The 18,065-nt window shown below is 61.8% G+C and carries 19 protein-coding genes; 3 read left to right on the forward strand and 16 right to left on the reverse strand.

The features are described from left to right. Position 1: 1 nt before the first annotated feature. From FGD77_RS16665 to speB, 8 genes are all read right to left on the reverse strand, one after another. Positions 2-691 carry a tyrosine-type recombinase/integrase gene (locus tag FGD77_RS16665; protein ID WP_303626379.1) on the reverse strand — a complete coding sequence of 230 codons (690 nt, stop codon included), beginning with the start codon at positions 689-691 and terminating at the stop codon, positions 2-4. A gap of 539 nt (positions 692-1,230) precedes the next feature. Beyond that, the gene (gene betA / locus FGD77_RS16670; protein WP_255011325.1) at positions 1,231-2,916 is read right to left on the reverse strand and encodes a choline dehydrogenase; all 1,686 of its coding nucleotides are present in this window, start codon (positions 2,914-2,916) and stop codon (positions 1,231-1,233) included. 84 nt (positions 2,917-3,000) lie between these two features. Further along, the gene (locus FGD77_RS16675; RefSeq protein ID WP_255011327.1) at positions 3,001-4,425 is read right to left on the reverse strand and encodes a cytosine permease; all 1,425 of its coding nucleotides are present in this window, start codon (positions 4,423-4,425) and stop codon (positions 3,001-3,003) included. 1 nt (position 4,426) lies between these two features. Next, positions 4,427-4,597, reverse strand: a complete 171-nt coding sequence (locus tag FGD77_RS16680; RefSeq protein WP_255011328.1) for a hypothetical protein — start codon at positions 4,595-4,597, stop codon at positions 4,427-4,429. Between the two features lie 94 nt (positions 4,598-4,691). Beyond that, on the reverse strand, positions 4,692-5,582 hold the full coding sequence (locus tag FGD77_RS16685; RefSeq protein ID WP_255011329.1) for a polysaccharide deacetylase: 891 nt from the start codon (positions 5,580-5,582) through the stop codon (positions 4,692-4,694). Further along, complete coding sequence (locus tag FGD77_RS16690) at positions 5,579-6,313, reverse strand: SDR family NAD(P)-dependent oxidoreductase (protein ID WP_255011331.1); 735 nt, start codon at positions 6,311-6,313, stop codon at positions 5,579-5,581. Before FGD77_RS16690 ends, FGD77_RS16685 begins: the two co-directional genes overlap by 4 nt. After that, the gene (locus FGD77_RS16695) at positions 6,310-7,092 is read right to left on the reverse strand and encodes an SDR family NAD(P)-dependent oxidoreductase (protein WP_255011332.1); all 783 of its coding nucleotides are present in this window, start codon (positions 7,090-7,092) and stop codon (positions 6,310-6,312) included. The genes FGD77_RS16690 and FGD77_RS16695 overlap by 4 nt, the downstream gene beginning before the upstream one ends. A 3-nt stretch (positions 7,093-7,095) precedes the next feature. Continuing rightward, positions 7,096-8,067 (reverse strand): agmatinase, encoded by a 972-nt coding sequence (gene speB, locus FGD77_RS16700; RefSeq protein ID WP_255011333.1) that lies wholly within the window; start codon positions 8,065-8,067, stop codon positions 7,096-7,098. 97 nt (positions 8,068-8,164) lie between these two features. Here speB and FGD77_RS16705 point away from each other — a divergent pair, with 97 nt between their 5' ends. After that, on the forward strand, positions 8,165-9,094 hold the full coding sequence (locus FGD77_RS16705; protein ID WP_255011334.1) for a LysR family transcriptional regulator: 930 nt from the start codon (positions 8,165-8,167) through the stop codon (positions 9,092-9,094). Between the two features lie 78 nt (positions 9,095-9,172). Here the strand turns inward: FGD77_RS16705 and istB are convergent, their stop codons facing one another. The 6 genes from istB to fabA all read right to left on the reverse strand — a co-directional run bounded on the left by istB (position 9,173) and on the right by fabA (position 14,789). Further along, the gene (istB, locus tag FGD77_RS16710) at positions 9,173-10,015 is read right to left on the reverse strand and encodes an IS21-like element helper ATPase IstB (protein WP_255011335.1); all 843 of its coding nucleotides are present in this window, start codon (positions 10,013-10,015) and stop codon (positions 9,173-9,175) included. Next, entirely contained in the window at positions 10,012-11,244 is a 1,233-nt protein-coding gene (istA, locus tag FGD77_RS16715) for an IS21 family transposase (protein ID WP_255011336.1), read from the reverse strand. The genes istB and istA overlap by 4 nt, the downstream gene beginning before the upstream one ends. A gap of 149 nt (positions 11,245-11,393) precedes the next feature. Then, the gene (locus FGD77_RS16720; RefSeq protein ID WP_369682730.1) at positions 11,394-11,867 is read right to left on the reverse strand and encodes a hypothetical protein; all 474 of its coding nucleotides are present in this window, start codon (positions 11,865-11,867) and stop codon (positions 11,394-11,396) included. A gap of 326 nt (positions 11,868-12,193) precedes the next feature. Next, on the reverse strand, positions 12,194-13,012 hold the full coding sequence (locus tag FGD77_RS16725; RefSeq protein WP_255011338.1) for an enoyl-ACP reductase: 819 nt from the start codon (positions 13,010-13,012) through the stop codon (positions 12,194-12,196). A 6-nt stretch (positions 13,013-13,018) separates the two neighbouring features. Beyond that, entirely contained in the window at positions 13,019-14,248 is a 1,230-nt protein-coding gene (locus FGD77_RS16730) for a beta-ketoacyl synthase N-terminal-like domain-containing protein (protein ID WP_255011340.1), read from the reverse strand. Positions 14,249-14,279: 31 nt separating this feature from the next. Then, positions 14,280-14,789 carry a bifunctional 3-hydroxydecanoyl-ACP dehydratase/trans-2-decenoyl-ACP isomerase gene (gene fabA, locus FGD77_RS16735; protein ID WP_255011342.1) on the reverse strand — a complete coding sequence of 170 codons (510 nt, stop codon included), beginning with the start codon at positions 14,787-14,789 and terminating at the stop codon, positions 14,280-14,282. A gap of 182 nt (positions 14,790-14,971) precedes the next feature. Between fabA and irrA the strand changes: the two genes are divergently transcribed. Further along, a complete protein-coding gene (gene irrA / locus FGD77_RS16740) occupies positions 14,972-15,403 on the forward strand; it encodes an iron response transcriptional regulator IrrA (protein ID WP_255011343.1) in 432 nt (143 codons plus the stop codon). Continuing rightward, positions 15,403-16,389: an NADPH:quinone reductase gene (locus tag FGD77_RS16745; RefSeq protein ID WP_255011344.1), complete on the forward strand. Its 987-nt coding sequence runs from the start codon at positions 15,403-15,405 to the stop codon at positions 16,387-16,389. Before irrA ends, FGD77_RS16745 begins: the two co-directional genes overlap by 1 nt. A 17-nt stretch (positions 16,390-16,406) precedes the next feature. Here the strand turns inward: FGD77_RS16745 and FGD77_RS16750 are convergent, their stop codons facing one another. Together FGD77_RS16750 and FGD77_RS16755 are read right to left on the reverse strand one after the other, a co-directional pair. Next, positions 16,407-17,246, reverse strand: coding sequence for an oxaloacetate decarboxylase (locus tag FGD77_RS16750; RefSeq protein WP_255011345.1), 840 nt, complete (start codon positions 17,244-17,246; stop codon positions 16,407-16,409). A gap of 281 nt (positions 17,247-17,527) precedes the next feature. Then, positions 17,528-17,956 carry a peptidylprolyl isomerase gene (locus FGD77_RS16755; protein ID WP_255011347.1) on the reverse strand — a complete coding sequence of 143 codons (429 nt, stop codon included), beginning with the start codon at positions 17,954-17,956 and terminating at the stop codon, positions 17,528-17,530. Positions 17,957-18,065 lie beyond the last annotated feature (109 nt).

Below are 18,065 nucleotides of genomic sequence, written 5' to 3' on the forward strand. Positions count from 1 at the left end.
CTTATGACGGCCCGGCCTTGCCCTTCTTGCGCTTGGTTTGGTTCAGATCGTCCAGCGGGCCGTCCGCGGCTGCAATCATACCAGTTGCCACGCTGGCATAGCGTGCGGTGGTCGTCAGTTTAGTATGCCCAAGCAGGGCTTGGATCACCCGGATATCGACGCCGCGTTCCAGCAGGTGGGTAGCAAAGGAATGGCGTAACCTGTGCAGCGTGACCGGCTTGGTGATCCCGGCCTCCTGCGCTGTCTGTCTGAACAGTCGCGATCTCTGTCGCGCCGAAAGGTGCCTCCCACGATAGCCGGGAAAAAGGACCCGCTCGGGTTCAGGGACATCCTTGTCCTGACTGATGGGCCGCTCTTTCCACCACGCACGCAGCAGGTCTGAAATCTCAGCTGGCAACACCACGGTGCGATCCTTACACCCCTTCGCCTGGACAATCCGGATGATCTCCTGAGCGCTGTCGATATCACCAACCTTGAGCCGCACGACGCTCAAGCGTGCGCGCATCCCACAGCCATAGGCACGTGACGACATGACCTTGGCCTTCAAGCTTGAGCCATTGCTAGGATGCACTTGATCTCCTTTTTTGCTCAGCACCAGTGGCACCTTTACGGGTTCTTTCAGGCTGAAGATCTCGGCTACAAGTTCTTGCCGTCGAAGCGTCACACGGAACAGGAATTTGACCCCGGTCATGGTCTGATTGCGCGTGCAGATACTGGTGCCCTATCGCGGAGCGAATTAGTGCAAGAGCTCTTTATGGACCTTAGCCGTTTTTGCACATATCTCTGATAGGCTGCGCCGCCAACGTTGGGTTGTCGATGTGGGAGGATCAAGCCCCAGTTCGCTCTGCACCGTGGCCGCCAAACCGTCATGGCCGCGCCGGAAATCTGACTGGTTCGTGGCGCGCTACAATCGGCAGCCGCTGGCCCGCGACAGTTATCGCTCGTCCCGCAGCGCGGTCAGCCCCCCGGCACGCCGGTCTGCCTGACGCTACACAGCAATCCGCTCCGTCTCCGGGAACCCCATCGTGGCCATCTGTGTCGTTGCAAGGTCGGTAGGTCCAGACATCCTGATCTACGCCCCGCCACTGCACACGCGCATCTGTGCCGGTGCGACGCGAAGTAGGCCAAGAATACGGTCAGCTGTCCGGCTTTCTCAACAATGGCGATTTGTTCGCCCGATGGCTCCGGGCCTTCTCGGCACGAACACTCTTGAGGTGATCTGGATCTCAACTATGGCGATGTCTTGCGCGTCGGTGCCGCGCTGCGTTGGGTGACACCGACACCAGGGGCAACGCCAACTTCGGCATTGGATGCCGGCAATAGCGGGCGTCCGCGCAACATGTCGCAGGCCCGCTCGGCCAGCATGATCGTCGGCGCATTCAGGTTGGCGTTCGGTTCGGTCGGAAAGACCGAGCTGTCGATAACACGCAGGCCCTCGACACCACGCACCCGTAACTCGCTGTCGACCACGGCCATGTCATCTTCGCCCATTCGGCAGGTGCCGCAAGGGTGATAAGTGCTCTCCAGCGTCTTGCGAACGAATGCGTCGATTTCATCGTCACTCTGCACGTCCTTGCCCGGCGCGATTTCATCAGCGCGGTAGCGGTCCATCGCTGGTTGAGCGATGATCTCGCGGGTCAGACGCAGACAGCGTCTGAAGCCTTCGCGATCCTCTTCGCGGTCAAGGTAATTGAACAGTATGTCGGGGTGCTCTGCGGGATCGGCCGACCGCAGGCGGACATAGCCGCGGCTCTTGGGTTTGTTCGGACCGGTCAGGACCATGAAGCCATGCCCCTTCAGCGGCTTCTTACCGTCATAGCGCACTGCGGCAGGCAGGAAGTGGAACTGGATATCGGGCCAGGCCAGAGAGGCGTCCGAGCGGATGAAGCCTCCGGATTCGAAATGATTGCTGACGCCCAGCCCGCGCTTGAAGAAAAACCACTCTGCGCCGATAAGGAACTTGCTGAACAATCCCATCTTGCCATTCAGCGTGATCGGCTCCTTGCAGGCATACTGGATGTAGACTTCGGCATGATCCTGAAGGTTCTCGCCGACGCCGGGCAGCTCGTGCAAAACCTCGACCCCCGCGCCCGACAGCACCGCACCCGGACCGATGCCGGAGCGTTGCAGAAGATGCGGCGATCCGATCGGCCCGGCGGAAACGACGACCTCGCGCCGACAGTTTGCGGTATGGCGCGCACCATTCCAATCGTATTCGACCCCGACGGCGCGCTTCTCGTTTAGGAGAATGCGCCGGGTCATGGCGTGGGTGATAACCTTCAGATTAGGCCGCTCCAGCGCCGGGCGCAGATAGGCATTGGCGGTTGACCAGCGCACCCCATCCTTAACTGTCATGTGCATCGCACCAAACCCTTCCTGCATATAGCCGTTCGGGTCTTCGGTCTTGATATAGCCCGCCTGATGACCGGCCTCGACAAAGGCCTTATAAAGGGGGTTCTTCATCCGGTTGCCCGCATTGGTCGCCAGGGGGCCATTGCTGCCTCGATAGGTGTCGCCGCCATCGGTCCAGCTTTCGGCCTTCTGGAAATACGGCAGACAGTTGGCGTAAGACCAGCCCTTCGCGCCCAGCGATGCCCATTCATCGAAATCACGCGGATGGCCGCGCATGTAGACCAAACCGTTAATTGACGACGACCCGCCCAGAACCTTGCCACGCGGGCAATTAACACGGCGCCCGTCCAGCCCCGGTTCGGGAAGCGTCTCATAGCGCCAGTTGTATTTCGTTCCGTTCATCGGGATCGACAGGGCGGTCGGCATCTGGATGAAGATGCTCTTGTCGCTGCCGCCGAATTCCAGCACCAGCACCGAAACGGTAGGGTCTTCGCTGAGCCGGTTGGCAAGCACGCAACCGGCTGAACCGGCGCCAATAATGATATAGTCGAACGACTCTTGCATAGCACGCTCCTCTCAGGTTGGGCGTAGTGACAATCTGCGGGATGGCGGGGTGCGGGAAGAGCACCCCGCCTTGCTCCTTGTGGCTTAGCGCCGGGGATAGGCGCCCCAGCCCTTGGCCGCCGCGAAGGCCTTGGTCAAAACAAAGTGGACCAGCCCCGCCGCCAAGCAGGACGGGATCGACGCAGTCAGGTATTTGAACGCCGCGGCGTTCGCCAGAGTCTGCGGGTTGAAGACCCAGACATAGACGATAAAGCCTACTGCCAGCGCAAAAAGCCCGATCGGATTGAACCCCCCGACAAAGCGGAACACGGATTTGGCGGGCGGGCTGTAGAGCGCCGCCAGATCAAGCTTCTGGCGGCGCAGGAAGAAATAGTCCGCAATCCCGATCCCGGCCAGGGCGCTGTTCAGGGCCGAGGTCCAGACCAGGAAGATGAAGAAACCATCATACATGCCCGGATAGACCAGCACGAGGATTACCGGGATAACGCAGAACAGAGCCAGAATGATCTCCCACCTGATCCGCCGAATGCCGTCCGTTCCGACTTGCCGCAGGCCGACGACCGAAGAGTAAAGGATGTTCGCCATCGAGGTAATGTTGGCGAAGGCGACAAAGCCAAGCGCGATCACTCCGACACCAACGCCCCCCACTATCGTCATCCAGATCGTCGGATCGCTGTTGGCAAGCGCCACTGCGCCGAATAGCCCCACGATCTCGCCGAGAACTGCCGCACCGAAGATGCCGATGATGTTGGGCCAGAAGGCTGTGCGCTCATTCTTGGTCAGACGGGCAAGGTTGCCGATATAGGGCCACCAGGAAAATCCGGCTGCCATGTTTACTTCGACCGCGATTATGAAGTTGAGGTGCCTGTCCTCGAACGGGGGATCAATCGCAGGCATGGCCAGCAGGTCGCTGAACGACTGCTGGCGCAAGATCAGGAACAGCATGACCACCATCAGCCCCACAAGTGCCGGCGACACGATCATGTTGAAAACCTTGATCGACGTCGGCCCACGGGCCACGATGAACCAGGTTAGGCAGATCGCACCCAAGGCCGCGATCACCATCTTTATTCCCGTGGGCGACGCGTCGCCGCCACTGACCATTGCGGCCATCCCGTCGATCGATCGTCCGAACATCATCGCCAGAACCGCCAGCCAGCCCATCGTCAGAAAGACCACGGCCAGGAAATACACCAGTCGGCTGCCGTTGGTGCCGAACTGGCTGCGCAGCACCACGAACTGTTCCGCGCCATATTTTCCGGCCGGGATGCAAGTGGCAAGGGCAGTCAGCACGACGCCGATGATGTTGCCGATGACAATGGCGGCAATCCCTTCTTTCGGGCCGACGAACAGGCCGACGGCACCGCCGATCAGAAAGGCCCAGGTTGCAATTGCCAGGGCAGAGTTGGCATAGGTGAACTCCCAAAACCCCCAGAGGCGCTCGGATGGCAGCAGGGGGGCGTCGCCCCGTTCTGCGGCAGCGCGAAACTCTTTTGTTTGATCTGCCATGTCAGGTCCCCCATATCCAGAAGCCCACGACAAGCACCAGCACCAGTGTCAGCAACCCCAGATAGTCGGCCGCCTTCATCCAGCCCTGCCATCCGTTGCGGGCGTCGATTTCTGCGTAGTGCTTGGCGCGGCGGTCGATTTCGTCCTGCCAGGAATGGTTCGCTTTTTGCATTTCCGTCCTCCCTATGGCCGCCGAACATGCATTCGGCTGCTTTCCACTTCGGTAGTGTCGTCCCGCTGCCGTCCTCTGCAGGGGTGGTCGATCCTCAGATGGCCTTCACCGGTTGGGCGAAATAGGGCAGTTGATCCACGCGCGGGTGCCATTCGCCGCTGGCCACCACGGCCAGAACATGCGCCGCGATGTCCTCCATCGGCGCGAACCACACATCGCCGCGCGCCCGAAGCCCCTCCAGGAATCTGTGCCAGACATACCAGCGCGCCAACCGGCCTGTCGCAAAAGGGTGAACCACAGGCACCCAAAGCCCGCCGTGGGCATAAGAGGCTTCGAATTCCTGGGCAAAGGTGGCCAATCCGTGCTCGGGCGCGCGGATCGGCATCATGTAGTCGAGGTCCATTGACTGAACGTACTGTGGCCAGTCATCAAGCCCCCAATGCGACGGCAGCTCGACCAACCGTCCAGCGGAACTGTCCAGTAGATAGGGCTGATCATCGCCCATCAGAGAGGCGTCATAGACAAAGCCCCGCGCTGCCAGCAGATCGGCAGAGCGATGCGAAAAATTGTAAAGCGGCGCCCGCCAGCCGCGCGGGCGCTGGCCGGTTGCCCGGACGATCACCTCGATGCCCCGGTCAAGCCAGTGTTCCTCATCCGCGTCGCTCAGCTCACGCGGATGCTCGTGCATGAAGCCGTGATGGGCAATCTCATGACCACCCTTCAGGATCATCTCGACCGCTTCGGGATAGGTCTCGATACACCAGGCGGGAATGAAGAAGGTCTGCTTGATGCCAAGCGCGGCGTAGCTGTCAACAATGCGCGGGATCGCCACCTTTGGCCCATATTGCAGCATGGAAATGGCCGAGACGCGGCTGTGACCCTCGGTCGGGTGACCGATATGAACCAGACTGTCGGCGTCCATGTCGAAGGTCACGCAGGCAGCGCAGCGCGCGCCGTTCGGCCAAGGAATGGGGTTGCTGATCATGGCATGACGCTCCCACCATTGATACCGATGCCCTGCCCGGTGATATAGGCGCCGCCCTCGCCGCCAAGAAACAGTGCAAGCCGGGCAACTTCTTCTGGCAGGCCAAAGCGTGCCAGCGGAATCGCCAGCTCCCTTTCGCGCCATTCGGCGCTCATGTTGGCAGCGCCCAGCATTTCGGTGTCGATCGGGCCGGGGCAAAGGGCGTTGACCAGAATACGCGGTGCGAATTCCTTCGCCCAGGACCGTACCAGCCCCAGCACCCCGTGCTTGGAGGCGACATAGGGCGAGAACGTCTCGCGGCCATAATAAGCCATATCAGAGGCAATCAGGATTACCCGGCAAGGCGAAGACTGCGTTCCGCGCATCATGCGAATGGCCGCTTGACCGACAAGAAAGCTGCCGCGCAGATTGACGGCAATCACCCGGTCGAAATCCTCGACCCGCGTCTCCAGAAGCGGCGCTTCGTGGATGACGCCGGCACAGTGAACCAACACGTCTAGCCCACCAAAGGCGCCCTCGACCCGGTTGGCCATCGCGGCCACAGCGGCGCCATCGGATACATCACAGGTCAGGTCCAGAACCTCAGCCGCACCGCGGCTGCGGGCCTGTGCGGACGTCGCGGCAGGGGCCTTCAGATCAGCCAGCGCCAGCCGCGCGCCCGTTTCGGCAAAGGCCAGCGCACAGGCAGCACCGATGCCACGCCCAGCCCCGGTGATCAGGACCCGTCTCATGCCATCACCTCGCCCCGGTCAAGCATCAGCGCCTGTCCGGTGATGTCGCGTGCGCCCTCCGACGCCAGAAACAGGTAAAGCGGCGCCATGTCGTCCGGCACCAGAAGGCCCGGAAGCACCTGCGCACCCACGATTTCGGCCAGCAGGTCATCTTCGCTGCGGCCCGTGCGCTGTGACATATTTTTCAGCGACAGCATCGCGGCTTCGGTCTTGACCCATCCGGGGCAGACGGCGTTAACCCGGATGCCTCTTGGCCCCAGCTCTTTTGCCATTGCCCGGGTAAACCCCAGATTGGCGTGTTTGGACGCGACATAGGCCGAAAACTCGGGCACCGCGACGCGACTCCAGATTGAAGCAGTCAGGATGATCCGCCCGCCTGCGCGCATCTTCGGCGCGGCGTGGCGGGTGACCAGAAATGTACCGTTGGTGTTGATGTCGGTGATGCGGCGAAAGGCTGCCTCGACCGCATCATCGGGATCCAGCAGCGGCGTGATCCGTTCCAGTCCGGCATTGTTGACCAGAACATCAATGTGCCCCAACTCGGCCAGGGCGGATTTCACCACCTTGCCATCGGTGATGTCGCATTCGATCGCCCGGCACGGTCGCCCGGTTTCCGACGCGATGCCCTCGGCGGCGGCATGAATGCCGGCACCGCTGGACAGGATCGTCACCTCTGCCCCGGCCTGGGCAAATCCGCGCGCAACGGCATGGCCGATACCCCGGCTTGCACCGGTGACCAGCACCGTCTCGCCTGTGAAGTCATATGAGACCCGGCCCATCGCTCAGACCTCCCGGGCGTGCATCACGCGCCCGATCAGGTTCATCAGGATCTGTGCCGCCAAAATTGCAGTGCCGCCGGTATGATCATAATCGGGGGCGACCTCGACCAGATCGATCCCGACGATCGTCCCGCGCTTTGCCAGCGCCGCAAGAAGTTCCAGTACCTCGTAATAGATGAAACCCCCTTGCGAAGGCGTGCCGGTGCCCGGCGCGATCGACGGATCGAACCCGTCGATGTCGATGGTCACATAATACCGGGCGTCGGCCGGAATTCGGTCCAGCACGGCATCAACGCCCAGCTTTCTGATTTGGCGGACGGACAGGATATCAGAGCCCATCGCCCGCGCCGCCTCATATCCATCCCTTGCCGTGGACGATACGTTGCGAATGCCCAATTGCGACAGCCCCGTCACATAGGGTTTCTCCGCCGCCCTCCGCATAGGGTTGCCATGCCCGAAGCGCACGCCATGCCGCGTATCGACGAAATCCAGATGCGCGTCGATCTGCACGATATGGATTGGCCCATTCGCCGCGCAATCATCGGCAAAAGCATTCACGCAGGGAATGTTGACCGAGTGATCCCCCCCCAGCACAACTGGTAATGCGCCAGATTCAAGGATCTTGCGCACCCCGAACTCGATATTGGCATGCGAGCGTTCCGTGTCGGTGTGAACGATGTCGGCATCGCCCAGATCCACCATGCGCACCTTCTCGGATGACAGATAGGTCACATCGTCTTCATGATCATAGGCGCCACCGTGGCCAAATGAGAACAACGTCGAGGCTTCACGGATGCCGCGCGGGCCAAAGCGTGCGCCGGCCCGCCATTGCGTCCCGAAATCGAAGGGCGCGCCCATGATCGCCACATCGGTATCAATCTGATCCCAATCCGGCTGATACGGGCTTTTCCCGAAAGTGCAGATGCCGACGAAGGGCAGGTTCAGACGTCCGCTATCATAGGAATTCTCAGCCATGACCGATCCTCGTTTGTTGCGTTTAGAACAGGTTGGGCGATGGCGGATCATGAAAAAATATATATGTTTCCATGTTTACTTGTGAGATTGTCTATGTATGCAAGTAAGTCAGACACCCCGATCCGCACATAAGGGCGCGCTCAGTGATGTTGATCTGCGACTGCTGCGGGTCTTTTCCGAAACCGTGCGCTGTAACGGTTTTACTGCCGCACAAGCCAGCTTGGGCATGACCCAGGCCACCATTTCCGTTCATATGCGGAACCTGGAGGAACGGCTCAATGTCCGCTTGTGCGAACGGGGACGAAGCGGCTTCTATCTTACAGATGAGGGAAAACAGATTCATTCGGCGGTGCTGGATCTGTTCGGATCGATCGAACGTTTTCAAGGCGCTGTCGGGGACGTTCAGGGCGAACTGACCGGTCGACTGACGTTCGGAACGGTCGATGCCATGGCCTCAAACGCCAAGCTGAAACTGCATGCAGCTATAGGTTCCTTCGCACGCCAGGCCCCCAAGATGCAGTTAGACGTCGATATTGCGGCACCTCAGGTATTATCTCAAGGTATCATGAGTGGACGCTATCAAATTGCATTGATGCCTGCCCAACCGTTTTTCCCTCGAAACCGTGCGATCGATATATTTCTCGAGACGCAGAATCTCTATTGTGGTCTGGGCCATCCCCTGTTTGCCTGTCCGGATACTGACCTCACGCCGGAGTTGCTGGCCCGGCAACTCTTTGCAGGTCGCTCATATATGCCCGAAACGCCTATCTGCGGTGTGGATTTCCGCTGGAACGCAGTAACCGCGCATATGGAGGGAACGCTGCTGTTGCTATTGTCAGGCGCCTATGTCGGATTCTTGCCTGATCACTATGCGGCCGAGTTGGTTCACAAAAAAACACTTCGCGCCCTGGCGCCAGACTGGATGAAGTTCGAAGACAGGTTTCAAATCGTCTATTCCCGAGATCACCCAACTCAGGCTGCGAATCTTCTGGCGGATGCGATCGTAAACGCGAGTGACGCCGACTAATATCAACGTCGTTTGAACTTTCCCCAAAAGTGCCGAAGTAAAATTCCCCACTTGCACGGGTCCGGTGATCAGCCGGTTTCAGTGATCTTCCGCTCCGTTTTTGGCATTTGGCGGCCGTCCGCGCCGCTTCGGCGGCGGTGGCGGCGTGATGGGGGCGTTGGCACGGACATGCTCGGGTATGAGATCGGCATGAGCGCGTAGCCGGTAACTGGCACCCTCGATCTGGATGACCACTGCGTGATGCAGCAGTCGATCCAGCAAAGCGGTCGCCACCACCGGATCGCCGAAGACCTCGCCCCATTCGGCGAAGCCGCGGTTCGAGGTGAGGATCATGGCACCTTTTTCGTAGCGGGCGTTGACCAGTTGGAAGAACAGGTTGGCGCCGCCCGGGGTGATCGGCAGGTAGCCGATCTCGTCGACGATGAGCAGCGCGGCCCGCATGTAGAAGCGGATTTTCTCGGCCAGTCGTCCCTCCCTTTCGGCCTGCCCCAGAGCGGCGATCAGATCGGCCAGGGTCGCGCGGTAGACGCTTCGTCCGGCCCTGACAGCAGCAACGCCGAGGGCTGTGGCCAGATGGCTCTTGCCGGTGCCCGGCGGGCCGAGGAAGTGGATGACCTCGGCGCGATGGATGAAGTCGAGCTGAGCCAGGGCCGCAATCCGCTCCCGGTCCAGCGACGGCTGGAAGCCGAAGTCGAAGCCTTCGAGCGTCTTGACCGGCAGGAGCTTGGCGGTGCGCAGGGCGACATCGATCCGCCGCGTCTCGCGCGTCGCATATTCCTCGCTCAGCAGCCCGTCGATGGCTTCGATCGCGGTGATTTCGCCTTTCTCGAGCCGCTGCACCGTGTGATCGAGGGTCTCCAGCGCGCGCGGCATCTTCAGGCCGACAAGAGCGCCACGGATGCGGTCCAGAAGTTCGCTCATGACCTCGCCCCCTCAGTGGCCAAGCGCCGGCCGACGGCATCGTAGAAGTCGAGCGGCCGCCGCAGTCCGGGTGCCGAAGGTGGTGGGGCCGGTCTCTTCGGTGGCGCCTTGCGATGGGCCGGATCAACACGGCGGCGCGCCTTGCCTTCCAGAACCGGATGGCGGGCGACCAGTTGCCCGTCTTCGAAGATCCGCAACTCGGTCACATGGTGCTGCACTTCGAGCGTCCGGCGGCGGGTGGTGTCGGGAACGGAATAGAAGTTGCCGCCGACCGAGACCATTCCCTCCTTGCTCACCCGCCGCTCGACCGTCAGCACGGCGCTGTAGGGCATCGCCGGGAGCAGCTTGAGGCTGGGGCGTTCCTCGGCGAAGGCTTCGTCCACCACCTGCCGGGTCGTGGCATGAACGCGCGGGTTGGCGATCTCGGCCCGCCAAGCGTCGAACTGGGCATTGAGATCATCCATGTTCCGGAACGTGCGGGCCAGGAAGAAGTCCTGCCGGATATAGCGGAAGGGCCGCTCGACCTTGCCCTTGGTCTTGGCCCGATACGGCTGGCAGGCCCGCGGCACCGCGCCGTAATGGTTCAGCAGCGCGACGAGTGACGCGTTATAGGTCACGATCCCGGCCTCATCCTCGCCGATCACCGCCGTCTTCATCCGGTCATAGAGGATCTCCTCCGGCACGCCGCCCATCTCAGTGAAGGCCGCAGTGTGGCATCGTAAAACCGATTGCAGGTTCTGGCTGGCCACGAAGCGGCCCCAGAGCCAGCGGCTGTGGCCCAAAACCATCGAGAACAGCCAAACCTTGCGCACGACGCCGGGCTCGTCGGTGAACTCCACCGTGAACTCGGCAAAATCGACTTGGGCCTGCTTGCCCGGGGGCGTCTCGAACCGGCGCTCGAATTGCGCCTGCCTGGCCGGGCGCACCTCGCGCAGAAAGTCCGTCACCGCGGTGTAGCCGCCGTCATAGCCCAGTTCCCGGATCTCGCGCAGAAGGCGCGCACCGCTGAGATCGGGAAAAGCCTGAACCCGCTCCTGCAGATAGCGTTCATAGGGCTCGATTGCCCGCGCCCGCGGTTGGCGCGGTCCGTAGATCGGCGCCTCCAGCCCACGGTCGAGATATTTCCGCACCGTCTTCCGGTCGGAGCCAACCTTCCGCGCGATCGCGGAAATGCTGAGCCCCTGCTTCTTCAAGTCATGGATCAAAACGATCTCCCTCAGTCCCTTCACCTGCCTGCCCCCGTCACTCTCCATTCGGAGCATCAGGCTTCATGTCCCGCGTCAGCGCCAATTCCGAATATTTGAGGTTCGGAATTGGCCCTGCCGCTCACGACTGGGGAATTTTCAAACGGCGGTTTTGGGGAGGTTACGTCCGGCGATTACAGACTAAGGCGTTTCGCCTTAGACCCGAGGCACTCGGTTAAGGTGAAACGCGTGCAACGCTGATACGTCGCGTGCGTTTCGCGAAAAGCAGTGATCGAGGTTTTTCGCGAAACGCTGTAGCAGATGGACCCCCTACCCTCATTTGCCAGCACCACTGTCTTCTCCCCGAAGCGTTCACTCACCTGATCGAGCGCAACCATAAAGGCCTGCGCACATCGCCGTACCGCATCAACCAGATCGAAGATGTCCGAAGACATCGGTGTCAGGCGGGGTGTGCGGCACCCGGCATATTGTGGTTGATCCATGCGGTGCCGGTTGATGTGGAGAAACATCGTCAGAGTTCCCGCAAGCAGGCCGTGCTGGCCTAGCTTTTCCGCCACGCGTGTCGTATGGGCGGTCATCGCCTGAAACAGTGTGTCGAAGTCCGTCATCGGCGTTCCGCCCGCGCGGGTGGCAAGTATAAGTTGCACAAAGGGCCAATACCGCGTTGCGCAATATGATGGGCGTCATGAATGATAGCGGTGCGAAGGCTGACGCGCGGGAGCTCCGGGCCATCCTTGTCGCGACGGTGGAGCGCCCCATTGGTTAGCCCAATTTGACTGTCACTGCATGGGCGCGCACTCTATTACCACGCAGAATGACGGCGGCGCACAGACCGCCTTGGCTGCCCCTGAACGGGCCATCAAGCTCCGCCCCATCGCCGCGCACCTCGCCTGCGTTCCCGCAGACAGCCATTGGCTATTCTTGGTAAAAATACCCAAATCCGGCGCCAGCCACTTGGCGGCACCGGTTCAGATTACAGGTTTTCCGCCTGCGGCATACCCAGCACGTGAAATCCGCCATCGACGCGGATAATCTCGCCCGTGGTGCAGGCGCCTGCGTCAGAGGCAAGGTACACCGCAGTGCCGCCGACAGCTTCCAGCGTGGCATTCGAGCGCAGGGGCGCGTTCATGTCGGTATGCTTGTAGGTGCGCCGCGCGCCGCCTATGGCCGCGCCGGCCAGCGTTTTCATCGGCCCGGGCGAGATCGCGTTGACGCGGATCCCGTCTGGGCCCAGATCATTAGCCAGATAGCGCGTCGCGCTCTCCAATGCCGCCTTGGCAACGCCCATGACATTGTAGTTGGGCGCCACGCGGTTACTGCCCTGATAGGTCAGCGTCAGCAGCGTGCCACCGTTATCACGCATCATCGGATGCGCGCGGCGCGCCACGTCGATAAAGCTGTAGCAAGAGATATCCAGCGTGTGCTTGAAATTCGCGCGGCTGGTGTTCAGAAACCGGCCCGTCAGCTCGGTTTTATCCGAAAAAGCAATGGCATGGACGACAAAATCCAGCGTCGGCCAGCGTTTTCCCAGCGCCTCGAACCCGGCATCCAGCGACGCGTCGTCCGTCACATCCACGTCAACCATGAAATCGGATCCGACAGATGCCGCCAGCGGCTCCAGCCGCTTGCCGAATGCCTCGCCTTGGTAGCTAAAGGCCAGTTCGGCGCCCGCCGCGTGCATCGCCTTGGCAATACCCCACGCGATTGATCGCTCATTGGCCACGCCCATGATCAGCCCGCGCTTGCCCTGCATCGGCAGGGTGGCGGTCGGCAATTCGGGTGAATGTGTCATGCAGGCCTATCCGTGAAATTTGCTGAGCAGCATCGAGCCGTTGGTGCCGCCGAAGCCAAAGGAGTTTGTCATTACCGTATCAAGGCCCGCATTGTCGACGCGGGTGGTCGCCACCTCGGACGCATCCAACGCGGGGTCCAGCGTCTCGACGTTGATCGACGGGATGATGAAATCATCCTGCAACGCCAGCAGACAGTAGATCGCTTCCTGCGCACCGGTGGCGCCCTGACTATGGCCGGTCATCGACTTGGTCGAGCTGATTGGCGGTGTCGATCCCTGTCCAAACACGCGGCGCACCGCCTCGACCTCGCCGACGTCGCCCACCGGGGTCGAAGTGCCGTGTGCGTTGATGTAGCTGACCTTGCGCCCCTCGCCCAGCGTGCGCAGCGCACCGCGCATTGCCCGCTCGCCGCCCTCGCCCGAGGGGGCGACCATGTCGGCGCCGTCAGATGTGGCCGCGAATCCAGTGACTTCGGCGTAGATCTTGGCGCCGCGCGCCTGTGCATGCTCCAGCGCCTCCAGCACCAGAATGGCGCCACCACCTGAAATGACGAACCCATCACGACCAGCGTCAAACGCGCGGCTGGCTTTGGTGGGCGTGTCATTATATTTCGACGACATCGCGCCCATCGCGTCGAAAAGGCAGGACAGCGTCCAGTCCAATTCCTCACCACCGCCGCCGAACATCACGTCCTGAACGCCCAGCGCAATCTGCTGCGCCGCAATGCCGATGCAGTGCAGCGAGGTTGAGCAAGCCGAGGTGATCGAGAAATTCATGCCCTTGATCTGATAGGCCGTCGCCAAGTTCGCGCTGACGGTCGACGACATGCATTTGGGCACCGCGAAGGGGCCGATCCGCTTGGTCGCGCCGGTTTTCAGCACGGTCTGATGCGCGCTCAGCATGGCGCTCGTCGACGGGCCGCCCGATCCGGCGATGAGGCCGGTCATGGGATTGACCACATCCGACGGCTCCAGCCCGGCATCGGCAATCGCCTGCGCCATGGCGATATGGGCATAGGCGGCGCCCGGTCCCATGAAGCGCAGGGTGCGCTTGTCGACATGTTCAGCGACGTCGAGATTGATCGCACCGGCCACGCGGCTGCGAAAGCCATGCTCGGCCATTTCCTCGTTCGCGGTGATGCCTGACCGCCCATCCTTCAACGATGCCAGCACCTCATCGGCATTGTTTCCGATAGACGAGACGATTCCCAATCCAGTTACGACCACGCGGCGCATGGCGCTCTCCCTTTTGTCTTTTAGCCTGCGGTCAGCTTTCGCTGAGCGCGACCTTCATATCCTTGACCAGATAGATCACGTCGCCATCGGCCTCGACCCGGCCATCGGCCACGCCCATGGTGAGGCGGCGCGTCTGCACGGCCTTCGTGAAATCAACATGGTATGTCAGCATCTTTCGATCCGGGCGCACCATGCCCGTCAGCTTGACCTCGCCCACGCCCAGCGCATAGCCGCGGCCCTGCCAGCCGCGCCAGCCCAGGTTGAACCCTGTCAGCTGCCACAGGCCATCGAGGCCCAGGCAGCCGGGCATGATCGGATTGCCGGGAAAGTGGCAACCGAAGAACCACAGATCCGGGGTGATATCGAATTCAGCGGTGATGTGCCCCTTGCCGTGCGCGCCGCCATCTGACGACACGTCCGTAATGCGGTCCATCATCAGCATGGGTGGCTCGGGCAGTTGGGCGTTGCCGGGACCAAACAGTTCGCCCCGCGCGCATTTCAGTAGGTCTTCTTTTCCGAAGTGCGTCGGATAGTCTGCCATTCGGGCGGTCCTTTTGAGCTGGGATCTGGTTATTTTCAGTGATCGCGCCATATCCTCTAACACCCGGGCGCGCGCGCATGCAAGCCTGCGGCGACAGCACGGCCCTTTGCTGAGGGAAATCTATTTGAAATTTCCTATCACCGCGCCCTATATTGGGGCAGGACAACAGGATGCACCGACCGATGACATGCACAGCGACACCCGAGGCGAGCCTGCGAGGCTCTGAATGGCTGACCACGGCGGGGCTGCGACCCACACGCCAGCGCGTGGCGCTGGCCGCAATGCTGATCGGGGACGGCCAGCACCGCCACGTCACCGCCGAAAGCCTTTTTGCCGATGTCCAAAGATGCGGCGAGCAGGTGTCGCTGGCGACGGTCTACAACACGCTGCGCGCGTTTTGCGAGGCGGGCCTGATGCAGGAGGTGTTGGTTGACGGCACCAAATCCTATTTCGACACCAACACGCACGACCATCCCCATTTCTTCTGGGAGGATGAAAACCGGCTGTCCGATGCGCCCGCCGACCAATTGACAATCACCAGCCTGCCCACCGCCCCCGAGGGCGCGGAAATCGCCTCGGTCGATGTTGTCATCCGGCTGCGCCGCAAATCCTGATGCGTGCCGCCTTTTACAGCCGCTTTGGCCCGCCCGCCGATGTGATCCAACTGGACGAGGTCGAGGCGCCCGTACCCGCGCCCGGCGAGGTCCGCGTCAGGCTGGCCTATTCCGGGGTCAACCCCTCTGACGCCAAGGCGCGCTCGGGCACGCGCCCCGGCGTGACCAAGCCGCCCTTTGCGCGCGTGATCCCCCATTCCGATGGCTCTGGCGTGATTGATGCCGTCGGTGATGGCGTGGATACGGCCCGCATCGGCCACCCCGTCTGGATCTGGAATGGCCAATGGCAACGCGCCTTCGGCACCGCCGCCGAATATATCTGCCTGCCTGCTGCGCAGGCCGTGGCGATGCCGGATGGCCTTGATCCGCAGATCGGCGCCGTGCTGGGCATCCCCGGCCTGACCGCAGCGCATACCGTGCTGGGCGGCGGCGATATCGCCCGGCAAACCGTGCTGATCAGCGGCGGCGCAGGGGCCGTCGGCCATAACGCGGTGCAGCTGGCCAAATGGGCCGGCGCGCGGGTGATCGCGACCTGTAGTGCGGGCGCGATGGACCGGGTGCGCGCAGCAGGCGCCGATACGGTACTCGACTACAACGATCCCGACCTTGCCGCCCAGATCATGGACGCCTCAGATGGGGCCGGTATTGCCCGCGCGGTCGAGGTTGAATTTGGCGCAAACGCCCCCCTGCTGGCCGAAGTGATGGCCCCGAACGGCACCGTCGCCGCCTACGGCTCGGGCAAGGATATGGCGCCCACCCTGCCCTTCGGCCCACTGCTGTTCAAGGCAATCAAGATCGACATCACGCTGATCTACATCCTGCCCGAAGCCGAACGCGCGACGGCAATCCAGCACCTGCACAGAGCATTGTCATCGGGCGCGCTGATTCCGGCGATAGATACGGTTTACGGTTTGAAGGATTGCGCCAAAGCGCATGAGGCCGTGATGACGCCGGGCCGTGCAGGCGCGGTCTTACTGCAAATTTGACAGGCCAACCGCCGACGTCAACGCCGGTCAACCGCCCCATCCTGCGCCATCAGCGCGGCCAGTTCGTCGCCCGGCATGGCCTGCTGCGCGTATGTGAACGTCCCTGTATCGCGCACCTCCTCGGCCGCTCTTTTCAGCGCGCCGAACGCCGCGCGCGCGAAAGATCCGCCAACGCTGACACGCCGCACGCCGACATCGGATAGCTGAGCGACCGAATACCCCGGCCCTTGAAGCCCCATGACCACGTTCACCGGCTTGTCCACTTCGCGGCAAACTGTGCGGATCGCCTCCAGATCGGGGAGGCCCGGCGCATAGAGCACATCGGCCCCGGCCTCGGAAAAGGCTTGCAGACGCGCAATCGTGTCCTTCAGATCCGGGCGCCCCCACAGGTAATTCTCGGCCCGCGCCGTCAAAAGGAATGGCAGGTCGCGGGCCGCCTCCGCAGCGGCGCGAATACGGTCTGCGGCATATTCCAGATCAAAGATCGGTGCGCCCGGATCACCTGTCGCATCCTCGATCGAGCCACCGACCAGTCCGACATCTGCCGCCATACGCACGGTTTCGGCGCAGGTCTGCGGGTCGCTGCCGAACCCATCCTCAAGGTCCGCCGACACCGGAAAATCGCTGGCCTGCACGATCTGCGCCGCATTGGTCAGCAGTTCATCACGGGTCAGACTGGCAAAGGAGTCGCGCTTGCCCACGGCAAAGGCATATCCCGCGCTGGTCGTCGCAAGCGCCGCAAACCCGAGACTGGCCAGCAGCCGCGCAGACCCCGCATCCCAAGGGTTTGGAATGACGAACGCGCCGGTTCCGCGATGCAGCGCGTCAAAGATTGCGAATTTCTCTGTCTGGTCCATTTGCGGTTCCTGTGATGACATCTATCCAGCCTGCCACCACAGGAACATACAACGAACATCCTGTCCAGAAAAAGCAGTGGCGCCTAGCGCGGCGGATCACATTCCAAGATCGATCTATCGCCCCGGCCCTATTCAGGGGCGAAGGCGGTGCGAAATTCGGCGTCCATAAAACGAGCAATGGCCGGCCCCATCGGGCCGACCATATTTGATTTTGGCCCCGCGCGCGGAATGCGTCAGCACTCGCACCCGGGGGCAATCCCTGTATCCTTAGCTAAATCGCTTCAGGATATCGCGACCAGCTCGATGTCGAACTTCAGGTCCTTGCCGGCCAGCGCGTGGTTGGCGTCCAGCGTGACATGCTCTTCGGTGACTTCCAGCACGGTCACGGGCAGGACCTGACCGGTCTCCGTCTGCACTTGCAACTGCGTGCCGGGGTCCAGCGGAATGTCTGCCGGGATGCCTTCGCGCGGGACTTGCTGGCGCGCGTTGGGATCGATCTGGCCGTAGGCCTGATCGGCGGGGACTTCGACTGTTTTCTTGTCACCAACGGTCATGCCGGGGATGGCGGTATCGAGGCCGGGGATGATCTGACCCGAGCCGACTTCGAATTTCAGCGGGTCGCGTCCGTCGCTGCTGTCAAAGACGGTGCCGTCGGTCAGCGTGCCGGTGTAATGAACATGAACGGTATCGCCCGATTTCACTTCGGTCATGAGAAGACTCCAGTTCTGGTGTGTTTTGGGATGAATGAATGGCAAGGCCGCGCCGCGCGCGGGTGCTTGTGCGGATTGACGCTTTACCTAGCAACGGTAGATCCCGATT

Origin of the sequence: Roseovarius sp. M141, assembly GCF_024355225.1 — a bacterium.
Taxonomy (GTDB): domain Bacteria; phylum Pseudomonadota; class Alphaproteobacteria; order Rhodobacterales; family Rhodobacteraceae; genus Roseovarius.